Annotated in this window: 13 protein-coding genes; 9 read left to right on the forward strand and 4 right to left on the reverse strand. The window is 73.3% G+C overall.

Annotation, left to right across the window (positions count from 1 at the left end; all coding sequences use genetic code 11):
- Positions 1–9: 9 nt before the first annotated feature.
- The 3 genes from ACZ7LE_RS16320 to ACZ7LE_RS16330 all read right to left on the reverse strand — a co-directional run bounded on the left by ACZ7LE_RS16320 (position 10) and on the right by ACZ7LE_RS16330 (position 4,017).
- Complete coding sequence (locus ACZ7LE_RS16320; protein ID WP_470404293.1) at positions 10–1,041, reverse strand: hypothetical protein; 1,032 nt, start codon at positions 1,039–1,041, stop codon at positions 10–12.
- A gap of 521 nt (positions 1,042–1,562) precedes the next feature.
- On the reverse strand, positions 1,563–2,579 hold the full coding sequence (locus ACZ7LE_RS16325) for a siderophore-interacting protein (protein ID WP_470404294.1): 1,017 nt from the start codon (positions 2,577–2,579) through the stop codon (positions 1,563–1,565).
- Positions 2,580–2,598: 19 nt separating this feature from the next.
- Positions 2,599–4,017: an MFS transporter gene (locus ACZ7LE_RS16330; protein WP_470404295.1), complete on the reverse strand. Its 1,419-nt coding sequence runs from the start codon at positions 4,015–4,017 to the stop codon at positions 2,599–2,601.
- Positions 4,018–4,103: 86 nt separating this feature from the next.
- Here ACZ7LE_RS16330 and ACZ7LE_RS16335 point away from each other — a divergent pair, with 86 nt between their 5' ends.
- From ACZ7LE_RS16335 to ACZ7LE_RS16365, 7 genes are all read left to right on the forward strand, one after another.
- Positions 4,104–4,643, forward strand: a complete 540-nt coding sequence (locus ACZ7LE_RS16335; protein WP_470404296.1) for a GNAT family N-acetyltransferase — start codon at positions 4,104–4,106, stop codon at positions 4,641–4,643.
- Between the two features lie 76 nt (positions 4,644–4,719).
- Complete coding sequence (locus tag ACZ7LE_RS16340) at positions 4,720–5,355, forward strand: GNAT family N-acetyltransferase (protein ID WP_285108475.1); 636 nt, start codon at positions 4,720–4,722, stop codon at positions 5,353–5,355.
- Between the two features lie 323 nt (positions 5,356–5,678).
- The gene (locus ACZ7LE_RS16345) at positions 5,679–6,884 is read left to right on the forward strand and encodes a GNAT family N-acetyltransferase (protein WP_470404297.1); all 1,206 of its coding nucleotides are present in this window, start codon (positions 5,679–5,681) and stop codon (positions 6,882–6,884) included.
- Between the two features lie 177 nt (positions 6,885–7,061).
- Complete coding sequence (locus tag ACZ7LE_RS16350) at positions 7,062–7,280, forward strand: SCO4848 family membrane protein (protein ID WP_400546311.1); 219 nt, start codon at positions 7,062–7,064, stop codon at positions 7,278–7,280.
- Positions 7,281–7,390: 110 nt separating this feature from the next.
- The gene (locus tag ACZ7LE_RS16355; RefSeq protein WP_470404298.1) at positions 7,391–7,969 is read left to right on the forward strand and encodes a TetR/AcrR family transcriptional regulator; all 579 of its coding nucleotides are present in this window, start codon (positions 7,391–7,393) and stop codon (positions 7,967–7,969) included.
- Positions 7,966–8,619 (forward strand): pyridoxine/pyridoxamine 5'-phosphate oxidase, encoded by a 654-nt coding sequence (locus ACZ7LE_RS16360; RefSeq protein ID WP_470404299.1) that lies wholly within the window; start codon positions 7,966–7,968, stop codon positions 8,617–8,619. The genes ACZ7LE_RS16355 and ACZ7LE_RS16360 overlap by 4 nt, the downstream gene beginning before the upstream one ends.
- 112 nt (positions 8,620–8,731) lie before the next feature.
- Positions 8,732–9,457 carry a maleylpyruvate isomerase N-terminal domain-containing protein gene (locus ACZ7LE_RS16365; RefSeq protein WP_470404300.1) on the forward strand — a complete coding sequence of 242 codons (726 nt, stop codon included), beginning with the start codon at positions 8,732–8,734 and terminating at the stop codon, positions 9,455–9,457.
- A gap of 68 nt (positions 9,458–9,525) precedes the next feature.
- Here the strand turns inward: ACZ7LE_RS16365 and ACZ7LE_RS16370 are convergent, their stop codons facing one another.
- Positions 9,526–10,485 (reverse strand): SDR family oxidoreductase, encoded by a 960-nt coding sequence (locus tag ACZ7LE_RS16370; RefSeq protein ID WP_470404301.1) that lies wholly within the window; start codon positions 10,483–10,485, stop codon positions 9,526–9,528.
- 195 nt (positions 10,486–10,680) lie between these two features.
- On the opposite strand from ACZ7LE_RS16370, the gene ACZ7LE_RS16375 reads away from it, so the two are divergent.
- Together ACZ7LE_RS16375 and mqo are read left to right on the forward strand one after the other, a co-directional pair.
- Positions 10,681–11,520 carry a helix-turn-helix transcriptional regulator gene (locus ACZ7LE_RS16375; RefSeq protein ID WP_470404302.1) on the forward strand — a complete coding sequence of 280 codons (840 nt, stop codon included), beginning with the start codon at positions 10,681–10,683 and terminating at the stop codon, positions 11,518–11,520.
- Between the two features lie 132 nt (positions 11,521–11,652).
- Positions 11,653–13,146, forward strand: a complete 1,494-nt coding sequence (mqo, locus tag ACZ7LE_RS16380) for a malate dehydrogenase (quinone) (protein ID WP_470404303.1) — start codon at positions 11,653–11,655, stop codon at positions 13,144–13,146.
- The last annotated feature ends 18 nt before the right edge of the window (positions 13,147–13,164 follow it).

Consider the following 13,164-nt stretch of genomic DNA (forward strand, 5'->3'; position numbering starts at 1 on the left):
TTCCGCCGATCACGGTGCGCCCGCCTTGCGGGCGGGGCGGGCATCGCGGGCAGGGCGGGCAGGGCGGGCGGGGCGGGCGGGCGCCGCGGGCGGGACGACCGGGTGGTGAGGCGGCGGTGGGAGGAGGTGCAGGGGTGTCAATGCTTTGCGGGTTGAGGGTGGGAAGTGGCGGAGGACGCGGTCTTCCGCCTCGGCGGGTGTGTCCGACGACGTCGCGCGGACGACGCCCCAGCCCTCCTCGCGAAGGTGGTCCTCCCGGCGCTTCTCGTCGAACAGCGCGCGCTCGGCGTCGTGACCAGGACCGAGAGCGCCCCGGATGTACTTGACGCGCCCGTCGAACTCGGCCAGCAACCGGAACTCAGCCCAGCCCAGATCGGCACGGTAGTCGCCGTGCGGCGTGCGCACCTGGAGCTGTGCGGTCGGCCGAGGCAGGCCGGCCCGCAGCACGATGTACCGCAACCAGGTCTCCCACGCGGATTCCGCCCCCGGGTCCGCCAGCTCGAGCACCAGCCGTGCCCGACGCCGCCCGCGTGGGTCACGCCGGGCGTCCAGCACGGCGAGGGCGGCGGCCCGGTCCATCCCGAGCGCGAGCGCGTGGTCCGCGATGACGAGCGCGAGCAGCGGGTGCAGCGTGACGCAGCAGTCGACGACCGTGCGTTCCAGACTGGTCGTCGCCACCCCGTCGATCCCGACCTTCTCGTGCTCGGCAAGGTCGAGCCGGTGGCGCGCGATGTCGCCGGCCGAGGCCGACGACGCACGGTACTTCTGGACGACGTGGACGCGGTCGGGCAGCTGCCACAGCCGGAGCCCGTGCAGCAGCGCGGCCGACTCGTGGCTCACCCAGGCCTCGCGAAGCTGAGCGGCGACCGCCAGGGTGCGCGCCCGGGCCCGGTCGTCCGCGTCACGGAACCGGTCGCCGGTCGATGGCCGCCGAGAGCGATAGGCACCTCGCCGGATCTTCTCCGCCCGGTTGGCGCGGAGCGCACGCCGCAGTGCCTCTCGGTCGTGGTGGCGAGCTAGGACGATCCCGGTCTGGTTCATGCCTCGACGGTGCCGTACATCCGCATTCCGCGGCAGCCGTCCTCCCTCTGCCTGTGCACGAATCCCGAGAACTGGCACCTGTGGTCGCGCTCCCCGCGACCCAGTCCCTCACCGAGGGTCTCGCCGCCCCGGCGACGATCTGCCCTGCTCCCAACACCAGCCTCAGCGATCAGCAAGTGGTCGGCAGAACGTCAGGCGGCCGGCGGCGAGGGTCGGCGGTTGGCCGGTCGGCCGGGCGGTCGACGTCGGGCGGTCGGCCGGGGGGCGGCGGTTGGCCGGGCGGCCGGGCGGTCGGCAGTACGTCGGGTGGTCGGCAGAATGTCAGGTGGTCGGCATTCCGAGCAGCCGACCATCTGACGTTCTGCCGACCACCCGGAAGAGCAGCACCAGCACCAGCACCCAGCCCGAACACCGAACACCGAACACCGAACACCGAGACCAGTGCCACCAGCACCCAGCCCGCGCGCAAGACCGGGGCGCCACCATGCCCCAGCGCCAGCGCCAGCCAGCGCCAGCAGCTGTCAGCTCGGGGACGAGCGGCCGTGGCGCCAGTAGCCCACGAAGTCGACGTGCGCCTTGGGCACGCCGCGCTCCCCCACCAGGTTCCGGCGCGCCCCCGTGGCCAGCGCCGACTCGCCGATCGTGAAGGCGTACACGTCGCCGGTGTGCCCGGCGAGGTCCAGGGCACACAGCTCCGCGAGCGCCGCCTGCCCGGGGACGGCGTGCGCGGCGGCCTCCGCGACGGCATGCGCCGTACCGCCCGCAGCGGTACCCGCCGCGCCGTCCGCAGCTACCCCCGCGGCGCCGTCTGCAACTAGACCCGCGGTGCCGTCCGCAACTACACCCGCGGCGCCGTCCACCGCGCCGTCGGACCGCACCACCCAGCGCAGCTCGACGCCGGACGGGACACGGAACTCCTGTGTGTCCGCGGCCGTGGGCACCTCGACGACGGCGAGGCCGCGCGCGTCGTCAGGCAGGGACTCGCAGATGCCAGCGACGGCGGGCAGGCCGGACTCGTCGGCGACCAGGAGCGTCCAGTCGTGGTCGTGCCGCGGGTTGTAGGCGACGCCCTGGTCGAGCAGGCCGACGCGCAGGCCCCGCTCGGCGGCCTGGGCGAATCCGGCCCCCGGGCCGGCGGCATGACCGGCGGCGTGTCCGGCGGCACCTCCCGCCGCGTGCGCACCCGCGGAGTCGGCGTCGTCGTCCCCCGCGTGCAGCACGAAGTCGACGTCGAGCTCCTTCAGGTCGGGGCGCGCGGCGCGGACGGTGTAGTTGCGCACCCACGGCCGGCGGGCCTTGGGCGTGGTGAGGTACTCGGCGTACCAGAGCCCGGACGTGCGTGTGGGCAGGCGCAGCACGTCCTGGCCGGCGCGCGGCAGGAAGAGGCGGAACCACTGGTCGTAGCCCGCGGGCGTGAACCGGTCGAGCTCGTCGCCGCCGAGGGTCACGCGCATCATGTTCGGCGAGACCCGCTTGGTGCTGACGACCTCGGCCATCACGACGTGCGGGTCGACGGCCTTGCGCCCCTTGAATGCCATGCACTGAGGTTAGGCATACCTAACTGGTTTTGACCAGGTTTGCGTCGGGATCTACTCCACGCACGTTCCGGATCCCCACCAGCGACAGCAGTCCGCCGAGGAACAGCAGGCCCGCCGTCACCAGCAGCGCCCGGTGGAACGACGCGACGTCGAGCACACCGCCCGTGATGATCCCCGCGAACGCCACGGTCACCAGGCCCGCCACCCGCGCCACCGCGTTGTTCACGGCCGAACCGATGCCGGCGTCGTGCGTCGGCACGGCGCCCAGGATCGCGGCCGTCAGAGGCGCCACCGTGATCGCGAGGCCCAGCCCGAAGACGAGCTGACCGGGCAGCACCTGCGTCGGGTAGTAGGCGGTCTCGTCGATGGCGAGCATGAGCAGGTAGCCGACGCCGGCCACGATCGGCCCCACGGTCATGAACAGCCGCGGCCCGTAGCGGCCGGCGAGCGTGCCGAACCACGCGGACAGCGCGATCATCGCGAGCGTCGTCGGTAGCTGCGCCACCCCGGACCACGTCGCCGAGTACCCCGCGACCTGCTGCAGGAACAGGGTGAGCACGAAGCCGCCCAGGGACAGCGCGCCGTAGATCGCCGTGGTGGCCAGGTTGCCCCAGGCGAAGTTGCGCGCCCGGAACAGCCGCAGCGGCAGCATCGGGTCCGCCGCCCGCCGCTGGTAGAGCACGAACGCGACCAGCATCACGGCGCCCGCGATGATCGAGACGAGGATGACGGGCGACGTCCAGCCGAGCCGCTCCCCCTCGATCAACCCGAACACCACGCCCGCGAGGCCGAGGGCGGCCAGCACCGCACCGGGCACGTCGATGTGCCGGCCGGGCTCACCTTCCGCGGCGGGGACGCCGCGCAGGAGCCAGAGCGTGACGGCGATGACGGGCACGTTGATCCAGAACACCCAGCGCCACGACGCGAAGTCCACCAGCATGCCGCCCACGAACGGGCCGACGATCATCGCGCCGGTGGTCAGCGCGGTCCACCGGCCGATCGCACGGGACTGCGCCTCGCCGCTGAACGTCGCGATGATCAGCGCCAGGGAGCTCGGCACGAGCAGGGCACCGGCCACCCCCTGCAGGGCACGCGCGAGGACGAGGAAAGGCCCGGTCGGCGCGACGGCGCACAGGATGGAGGCCAGCGCGAACCCGACGAGCCCGGCCGCGAGCACGCGGCGCCGGCCGTAGACGTCGGAGATCGAGCCGGCCACGAGCATCAGCGCGCCGAGCGTGATCAGGTACGCGTCCACGACCCACTGCTGCAGGGGCAGCGCCTCCATGCCGGGACCTGCGAGCTCGTCCGCGATCGCGGGCAGGGCGACACTCACCACCGTGCCGTCGAGGAACGACACGAAGGAGCCGAGGACGGCGACGACGAGGACTCGTCTCTGGAGCGTGGTCACGGGCCTCACGCTATGCCCGGCCACCGACATCTGCCCCGAGCACGGCGTGCATTTCGCCCACGCCCGAACGCCGGGACGGTTTCGAGGTCGCCCCGCGCATCCGGCACGATCGCCCCATGGACCTGACGATCCGCCCCGCGACCCCCGAGGACGCCGCGGCCTGCGCCGACATCTACGCCTACTACGTGCGCGAGACCCACATCAGCTTCGAGTCCGAGCCGCCGGGCACCGAGGAGATGGCGCGCCGCATCGCGACCTACTCGGCCGGGCACGCCTGGCTCGTCGCCCTGGAGGCGGGCACGACCGACGTCGTCGGCTTCGCGTACGCGGCGCCGTACTCGCCGCGCGAGGCCTACCGCTGGGCGGCCGAGACCAGCGTCTACCTCCAGCAGGGCCGACGACGGACGGGCGCGGGCCGCGCGCTGTACGAGGAGCTCTTCGACCGGCTCGCCGCGCGGGGCTTCCGCCGGCTGGTGGCGGGCTTGGCCCTGCCGAACGAGGCCAGCCTGGGCCTGCACACCGCCCTGGGGTTCGAGGTCGTCGGCACGTTCCACCAGATCGGCTGGAAGCACGGCCGGTGGCACGACGTCGTACGCCTGCAGAAGGACCTGGCGCCCGCCCTGGGGGACGCGCCGCCAGCGGGCGAGCCGGGCTGATTTACCTGCTCAGCGGGTCGCCGTCAATTCAGTGTTGCGATCATCCTGCCCGTGCGGAACACGACAGGATCCGTGCATGGACAGCATCGTCCGCGTCGCGACTCCCGACGACGCCGCAGCCTGCGCCGCCATCTACGCCCCCTTCGTCGCCGACTCGGCGGCGACGTTCGAGACCCGCCCGCCGGACGCCCGCGAGATGACGCGCCGCATCGAGCGCTTCTTCGGCCGCGAGACGTGGCTGGTGCTGGAGTCGCACGGCACGGTCGTGGGCTTCGCCTACGCCAAGCCGTTCGCGGACCGCCCGACGTTCCGCTGGACGCTCGAGACCAACGTCTACGTCGCGACCGAGCACCAGCGCGTCGGCGGCGGTCGCGCCCTGTACGAGGCCCTTCTGGCGCGGCTCGCGCGCCGCGGCTACCACCGCGTCGTCGCGAGCATCGTGCTGCCGAACGACCCCGCGATCGCGCTGCACGAGGCGGTCGGGTTCCAGCGCGCGGGCTCGTTCGAGAAGATCGGCTGGAAGCTCGGCGCCTGGCGTGACGCCGTCCTGTTCCAGCGCGACCTCGTGGCGGACGACGGCCTCGCGCCCGGCAACCGCACGGCCGACGCGGAGCTGCAGGGCCTCCTCACGCCGGAACCGCTGGAGGTCACGCGCACACCGCTGCTGCGCCCGCACCCGGCGGAGGACCAGGTCGCCTACTTCGGCGACTGAGCCGGAGGCGCAGCGCAGGGTGCGGGCCGAGGAACGAGGCACGCGCCCCGGAGCGGAGCCGCAGGCTCAGGCGCGAACCGTAGAGCCTGAGCCGGAGGCGCAGCGCAGGGTGCGGGCCGAGGAACGAGGCACGCGCCCCGGAGCGGGGCCGCAGGCTCAGTCGCGAACCGTAGAGCCTGAGCCGGAGGCGCAGCGCAGGGTGCGGGCCGAGGAACGAGGCACGCGCCCGGAGCGGAACCGCAGGCTCAGGCGCCGACAAGCAGAGCCTGGATTGTATTTTTTGGGCTCGCCCGCTCCCTCACCCGTTGCCTAGGGTCGCCTGCATGACCCTCACCGTGCGCCGGATCGAGTACGCCGACCAGCCCGACTACACCCGGCTGGGCGGCGAGGCGTTCGGTGTGCCCGCCGGGGGCCGCGAGGTCCCGACCGCGGCGGAGTGGGCCGCTTCCGGCTTCCGGGAGTGGGGCGCGTTCGACGGCGAGGGGCTGGCCGCTCGCCTGCGGGTGTACGGGTTCACGTCGTGGTTCCACGGCGCCCGGGTGCCGACGGCGGGCGTGGCAGGCGTCGCCGTGGAGCCCGAGCGGCGCGGTTCCGGCCATCTCGCGCGCCTGTTCCGCGCCGCGCTCGACGAGGCCCGCGAGCAGGGCGACGTCCTCTCCACGCTCTTCCCGTCGGCACCGGGCATCTACCGCCGCCTGGGCTACGAGGTGGTCGGCTCGTTCGACGACGTCGACGTACCGCTGCAGAACCTGAACCGCGTGCCGGCGCCCGCCGGCGTGGTGACGCGGCGCGCGACGACTGCCGACTTCGACGCCGTCGTCGCCGTGCACCGTCGCTGGGCAGCGGCGCAGAACGGGCCGGTCTCCCGGGCGGAGAAGCCGTTCTGGACGCCGCCGGAGAAGTTCTTCGCCGACTACACGGGCGTCACGCTGGCTCTCGACGCCGCGGACGAGGTGGTCGGGTTCGCGAGCTGGACCCGCGGCGACGGCTACACGCCGGCCACGACGGTCATGGAGATCGACGACCTGATCGCCCTGACGCCGGACGCCGCCCGGGCCCTGTGGCGCACCCTCGGCAGCTTCTCGACGGTGGTCGGCACGGCGCGTGTGGCGACGTCGGGCCTCGATCCCGCGTGGCTGGTGCTGCCCGACCTGACCACGACCGTGCACGCCGCCCACCCCTACATGCTGCGGATCCTGGACGTGGCCGGAGCGCTGGGCGGGATCGCGACGCCGCTGGAGGGTGCGCGCGTGCCGTTCGCCGTCCGGGGCGCGGCGGATCTCGCGGGGGCGTGGACGCTCACGGTGTCCGACGGCGTCACGCACGTCGAGCGCGACGCCGTCGACGTAGACGACGCGCACCACGCGCGGCCGGTGTTCAGCCCGAACGGACTGGCGCTGCTGTACACGGGAGCGCAGTCGGCGGCGAACCTGCGGATCGCGGGTCACCTCACCGGCCCGCCGGACCACGACGCCGCGCTGTCGACCCTCTTCGGCGGCCGCCAGCTCCACGTCCGCGACTACTTCTGACGCCGCCGCCCGGCGCGCCCGCCGCCGCCCGGCGCGCCCGCCGCGCCCGGCCGTCCCGGCCGGAGTTGACCACAGCACTTCCTGCCACGACAGGCGTCCGCCTGGCAGCAACTGCTGTGCTCAACACCATGGGTCGGGCGTGGCGAGGGTCGCGTCGCGGCGGCGGATAATCGGCGGGTGGATATTCCTGTCGGCTGGTCCGTCGTACTCATCGTCACCGCGCTGTGGAACCTGCTCATCTGGCCGCGGTTCTGGCAGCGCATCGTCGCCGACCCCCGGTCGCGCGACGCCGACGGGCGGGCCACGACGTTCCTCACCGTGCACAGCGTGCTGATCGCGGTCTCGCTCGCCCTGGCCCTGGCGGTCGGCGTCCTGGGCGTACTCACCCTGTTCTGACGCCGCCGGGACCTGGCCGGACGCCGCCAGCTCTCAGCGCGACCACACCATCCCACCCTGGCCGGAAGTATTCGGTTGGCACCATACCTGGAGGTAGGTATGGTGCAGCCATGAGCAGCAGCACCTCCGCACGTGAGCGGCTCGTCGGCGCCGCGCAGGACCTCTTCGCCGCCCAGGGGGTCGGGCCCACCAGCCCGCGCGCCGTGCTGGCGGCGTCCGGCGTCGGGCAGGGCAGCCTGTACCACCACTTCCCCACCAAGCACGACCTCGCCGTGACCGCCGTCGGCGCCACCGTGGACGACGCGCTCACCCGCGCGATGCGCACGCTGGGCGGCGACTCCCCCGCCGTCGAACGCCTGGTCGCGTACCTCGAACGGCCGCGCGAGGCGCTGGCCGGCTGCAAGATCGGCCGCCTCACGGCCGACCAGGCGGTGATGGACGACGACGGCCTGCACGACGTGGTGACCGCGTACTTCGTGCGGCTGCTGGGCACCGTCACCCAGATCTTCCGCGAGACCGGGCTGTCCGACGACGTCGCCCGCGACCGCGCGCACGCCGCCCTCGCGATCATCCAGGGCGGATACGTCCTGGCCCGGGCCACGCGGGATCCCGGCGCGCTCGACGCCGCGGTGCGCGGCTTCGTCGGCCTGCTGAACCAGAACATTCTGCCCCCGAAGGAGAACTCGTGACGTTCCGCGAGCGCCTGCGCGCGCTGCCCACCTTTGCCCGGCCGGGGCTGCCGGTCTTCGACACCGCGGCCGCGCCGTCCACGCCGCACGAGCTGTTCGTGACGTGGATCGAGCAGGCGATCGACGGCGGCCTGCTGGCCCCGCAGGCGGCGACGCTGTCGACGGCGGACGCCGCCGGGCGGGTGCACGCCCGCACGCTGGTGCTGAAGGACGTGACGGCGGACGGCTGGTGGTTCGCGTCGCAGTCGACGGGCCCCAAGGGGCGTGACCTGGCGGCGAACCCGAACGCGGCGCTGACGTTCTTCTGGCCGGAGCTGGGGCGCCAGGTCAAGGTGACGGGCACGGCGGCGTCGGCCGGGGCGGAGGCGAGCCGGGCGGACTTCCTCGCGCGGCCGGACCTGTCGCGGGCGGCGGGGCTGGTGAACCACCAGAGCGAGCCGCTCGGGTCGCCGGAGGAGTACGCGGACGCGTTCGCCGAGGCGCTGCGCACGGTCACCGCCGACCCCGGGCTGGCCGCCCCGGACTGGACCGCGTACGTGCTCGCGCCGACGGAGGTCGAGTTCTGGCAGGCGCCGGACGACGGCCCGCACACGCGGCTGCTGTACCGCGCCGGCGCCGACGGCTGGTCCACGGGCCTCCTGTGGCCCTGACCCGCACCCGTCCGTCCGCGCGGTGTCAGACCTACGGCTCCCTCGGGTGACCCGTACGTCTGACACGTCTGACACGCCCGACCCAGCCCGCCCGACGAAGGGACACACCCCTGTGAGCACCGTGCCCAGCAGCACCCCGAGCACCACCCCGAGCACCACCCTTACCGCCGGCCCCGGCCCCGACCTGATCGCCCACGCCCGTGGCGACGCCGCGGCGGGGCTGGACGACCTCCTGTCCGCCGTCGGGCGGCTGACCGCCGGCGATCTCGCCGGTCCGTCGACGCTGGACGGCTGGACCCGCGGGCACGTGCTGGCGCACGTCGCGGGCCTGGCCACGGCGATGCTCGGTCAGGCACGGGCCGCCGAGCGCGGCGAGGTCGTGCCCGTCTACGCCAGCCCGGAGGCCCGCGCCGCGGGGATCGAGGCGGGCGCCGGACGCACCGTCGCCGAGCACCTGGCGGTCCTGGGCGACCTCCGTGACGACCTTTCCCAGGCCTGGCCGGAGCCCGGCTCGCCGCTGTGGGACGCCCCGAGCGGGTACCGCGGTGGGCCGCTGTCGGGCTGCCTGCTCGCCTGGTGGCGCGAGGTGCGCATCCACTCCGTCGACGCCCTGGCCGGCACCGTGCAGGAGGTCGGGTACGAGACGTGGGACGACGCGCTGTGCGCGCACCTCCGCGAGTTCCTCGCGGTGCGGCTGCCCGACGGCGTCTCCGTGGACGACGTCGAGGGCGACCCGCGCGACGTCACCGCCTGGCTGGCCGGACGCGTGCCGGTGACGCCGCTGCCGGGCGACCTGCCGGAGCTCGGCCCCTGGCCGTCGGCGATCCCGGCCCGCTGAGCGAGAGCGACGTGTCAGACCCTCAGGTCACCCGGGTGGCCTGAGCGTCTGACACGTGCACGGGGGGCTCACGGGTTGTCGCCCACGGCCGCCGCGAACCGCACGCCCGTGAGCCGTTCGGACGCCGCCCAGACGCGCGCGGCCTCCTCGGCGCTGCGCAGCGGCGCGTACATCGTCTGCTCGGCGGGCCGGCCGCCGAGGTTGCCGGGCCCGCTCGGGCCGTAGAGCACGCCGGCCCTGGCGGCGGGGTCGGTCGCGGCCAGGAGGGCCGGCAGCTTCGCCGTCTCGACGGTGCCCACCAGGATGCCGCGGGCCGAGAGCGCGCGGATCAGCCGGACCGCGGGGGTGTCGCTGCCCCGCCCGAGCTCCGGACGCGCGGCCAGCAGGCTGGTCGGCGCGACCCCGGGGTGGGAGAGGTTGCTCGTGATGCCCCAGCCGTGGGCCCGGCTGCGGCGCTCCAGCTCTAAACCAAAGAGCCCGAACGCGATCTTGGACTGGGCGTAGGCGCGCATGCCGTCGTACGAGCGCTCCCAGTTCAGGTCGTCCCAGTTGATGCTGCCGCGCCGGGCCGCGACGCTGACCTGCGAGGTGACGCGCGCGCCGCCGTCGCGCAGCAGCGGCAGCAGGTGACCCACGAGCGCGAAGTGGCCCAGGTGGTTGGTGCCCGTCTGCAGCTCGAACCCGTCGGCGGTGGTCTGCCGGCTCGGCGGCCGCATGACGCCCGCGTTGTTGATCATCAGGTGGATCGGCCGCCCCTCGTCGCGCAGGGTGTCGCCCAGCGCCGCCACGGACTCCAGGGAGGACAGGTCGAGCGAGCGCAGCGACAGCCGCGCGTCGGGCACCGCGCGGCGGATCGTGGCGACCGCCGCCTCGCCCTTGCGCGGGTTGCGCACGGGCATGACCACCTCGGCGCCGGCCGCGGCCAGCCGGGTCGCCAGGCCCAGCCCCATCCCGTCGCTCGCTCCGGTGACCAGCGCGCGCTTCCCGGCCAGGTTCGGCACGGTGATGTCGATCGGTGTGCGTGACATGGGCACGTCTCCCTCGTGTCGTCGAGATCGGTTCGTCGTCGACCTCGATCCTGGGCAGACGGCGACGACCTATCCAGGGCCTGCCGATCACAGGCTCGCCGGGTCACGGGTCCGCCCCGTACGGGGGATCGGCGGGCCGTGGCTCCGCCGTCGGGCACACGGTAGAAAGAAGCGGTACTCGAGACAGGGGGAGCCGTGATCGATCGCACCGGGCTGGCAGAGTTCCTGCGCCGACGCCGCGAGCTGCTGCAGCCGGAGGACGTCGGGATGCCGCGGGGGCAGCGCCGCCGCACGAGCGGGCTGCGGCGGGAGGAGGTCGCCGTGCTGTGCAACATGTCGACCGACTACTACTCCCGGCTGGAGCGCGAGCGCGGACCCCACCCGTCCGAGCAGATGGTCGCGTCGATCGCGCAGGGCCTGCACCTGTCGCTCGACGAGCGCGACCACCTGTTCCGGCTGGCCGGACACCACCCGCCGGTGCGCGGCACCACGAGCGAGCACATCAGCCCGGGGCTGCTGCGTATCCTCGACCGGCTCGACGACACCCCCGCGGAGATCGTCACGGAGCTCGGCGAGACCCTGCGGCAGACGCCGACGGGCGTGGCGCTGACCGGGGACACGACCGGCTACACCGGGCCGGCCCGGAGCATCGGGTTCCGCTGGTTCACCGACCCGGCCACGCGGGAGCTCTACGCGCCGGACGAGCACCCGTTCCTGACGCGCATGTTCGCCTCGGGCCTGCGCGAGATCGCGACCGTCCGCGGTCCGGGCTCGCGTGCCGCGCGGTACGCCGAGCTCCTCCTGGAGCGCAGCGCGGAGTTCCGGGAGGTCTGGGAGGCCCACGAGATCGGCGTCCGCCCGCACGAGGTGAAGCACTTCGTGCACCCCGAGGTCGGGGCGCTGGAGCTGACCTGCCAGTCCCTCCTCGACCCGGACCAGTCGCACCGGCTGCTCGTCTACACGGCCCTGCCCGGCAGCGAGAGCCACGAGAAGCTGCGGCTGCTGTCGGTGCTCGGGCCGCAGGCGGTGCGCTGACGCACGCCCTGCGGGCGACGCCGTCCCCCGATGCGCCGTCCGCCCATACCGTGAGCGAGGTCACGGTACACATCACGTGATTCATGCCACAGCGCTCGTTCCGCTTTTCACAAGCGCGCTATCTTTCTGAGCGTGACTTCTTACCTCCAGACAGCCCCGCGTCCCTCCGAAGAGGTCGACGTCGCGCTGATCGGCGGAGGGATCATGAGCGCCACCCTCGGCGCGCTGCTCACGATCCTCGAGCCGACCTGGCGTGTCGGGATCTACGAGCGCCTCGACGAGGTGGCCCTCGAGTCGTCGAACCCGTGGAACAACGCGGGCACCGGCCACGCCGCCCTCTGCGAGCTGAACTACACCCCGGAGCGCAAGGACGGCTCCGTCGACATCTCCAAGGCGGTGAAGATCAACGAGCAGTTCCACACCTCCCGCGAGTTCTGGAACCACCTGCTCACCGCCGGTCTGATGGAGGGCACCGACTTCATCAACGTCACGCCGCACATGACGTTCGTGCGCGGCGCCGACAACGTGGACTTCCTGCGCCGCCGCTACGAGGCGCTCAGCGTGCACCCGCTGTTCAGCGACCTGGAGTTCAGCTCCGACCCGGCCGTCATCGGCTCGTGGGCCCCGCTGATGACCCTGGACCGCGACGCCGACGAGCCCATCGCGGCCACGCGCGCCGCCGCGGGCACCGACGTCGACTTCGGCTCGCTGACCAAGAAGCTGATCGGCTTCGCCACCGCGCACAACACCGAGCTGCACGTGAACCACGAGGTGCGCGGGCTCAAGAAGCTCCGGGACGGCCGCTGGCGCCTGACCCTGAACGACCGCACCTGGAACGCCGGCACCCGCCGTCGCACCGTCACCGCGAAGTTCGTCTTCGTCGGCGCGGGCGGTGGCGCGCTCCCGCTGCTGCAGGCGTCGGGCATCAAGGAGGCGCGCGGGTACGGCGGCTTCCCGATCTCGGGCGAGTTCCTGCGCACCGCCAACCCCGAGCTCGTCGCCCAGCACAACGCGAAGGTCTACGGCAAGGCCGACGTCGGCGCCCCGCCGATGTCCGTGCCCCACCTGGACACGCGCATCGTGGACGGCCAGAGCTACCTCATGTTCGGCCCGTACGCCGGGTTCAGCCCCAAGTACCTCAAGAACGGCAAGTACCTGGGCCTGATCACGTCGCTGCGCGCGCACAACGTGTTCTCGATGCTCGGTGCCGGCGTGAAGAACCTCGACCTCACCGGCTACCTCATCGGCCAGGTCGCGGCCGCTCCGGAGACCAAGTTCCACGAGCTGCAGCGGTTCATGCCGACGGCGCAGCCCGCCGACTGGGAGAAGATCACCGCCGGCCAGCGGGTCCAGGTCATCAAGTGGGTCAAGGGCAAGGGCGGCGTGCTGGAGTTCGGCACCGAGGTGGTCGCGGCCCAGGACGGCACCATCGCCGGCCTGCTGGGTGCCTCCCCGGGTGCCTCGACCGCCGTCGCCGCCATGACCGGCCTGCTGGAGCGCTGCTTCCCGGCCAAGTACGCCGAGTGGAAGCCGCAGCTCACCTCGATGATGCCGAGCCTCGGCGGCGACGTCGACTACGACGCGACGCAGCTCGCCCCGGCGGAAAAGGTCCCGGCAGGCGCCTGACCCCCCAGGCAAACAGCT

It is taken from the genome of Promicromonospora sp. NPDC110617, from assembly GCF_055598465.1.

Coding starts and splice junctions, on each gene's coding strand:
- ACZ7LE_RS16320 (WP_470404293.1), bottom strand. CDS start 1,041: ATGAACCAGACCGGGATCGTCCTAGCTCGCCACCACGACCGAGAGGCA.
- ACZ7LE_RS16325 (WP_470404294.1), bottom strand. CDS start 2,579: ATGGCATTCAAGGGGCGCAAGGCCGTCGACCCGCACGTCGTGATGGCC.
- ACZ7LE_RS16330 (WP_470404295.1), bottom strand. CDS start 4,017: ATGTCGGTGGCCGGGCATAGCGTGAGGCCCGTGACCACGCTCCAGAGA.
- ACZ7LE_RS16335 (WP_470404296.1), top strand. CDS start 4,104: ATGGACCTGACGATCCGCCCCGCGACCCCCGAGGACGCCGCGGCCTGC.
- ACZ7LE_RS16340 (WP_285108475.1), top strand. CDS start 4,720: ATGGACAGCATCGTCCGCGTCGCGACTCCCGACGACGCCGCAGCCTGC.
- ACZ7LE_RS16345 (WP_470404297.1), top strand. CDS start 5,679: ATGACCCTCACCGTGCGCCGGATCGAGTACGCCGACCAGCCCGACTAC.
- ACZ7LE_RS16355 (WP_470404298.1), top strand. CDS start 7,391: ATGAGCAGCAGCACCTCCGCACGTGAGCGGCTCGTCGGCGCCGCGCAG.
- ACZ7LE_RS16370 (WP_470404301.1), bottom strand. CDS start 10,485: ATGTCACGCACACCGATCGACATCACCGTGCCGAACCTGGCCGGGAAG.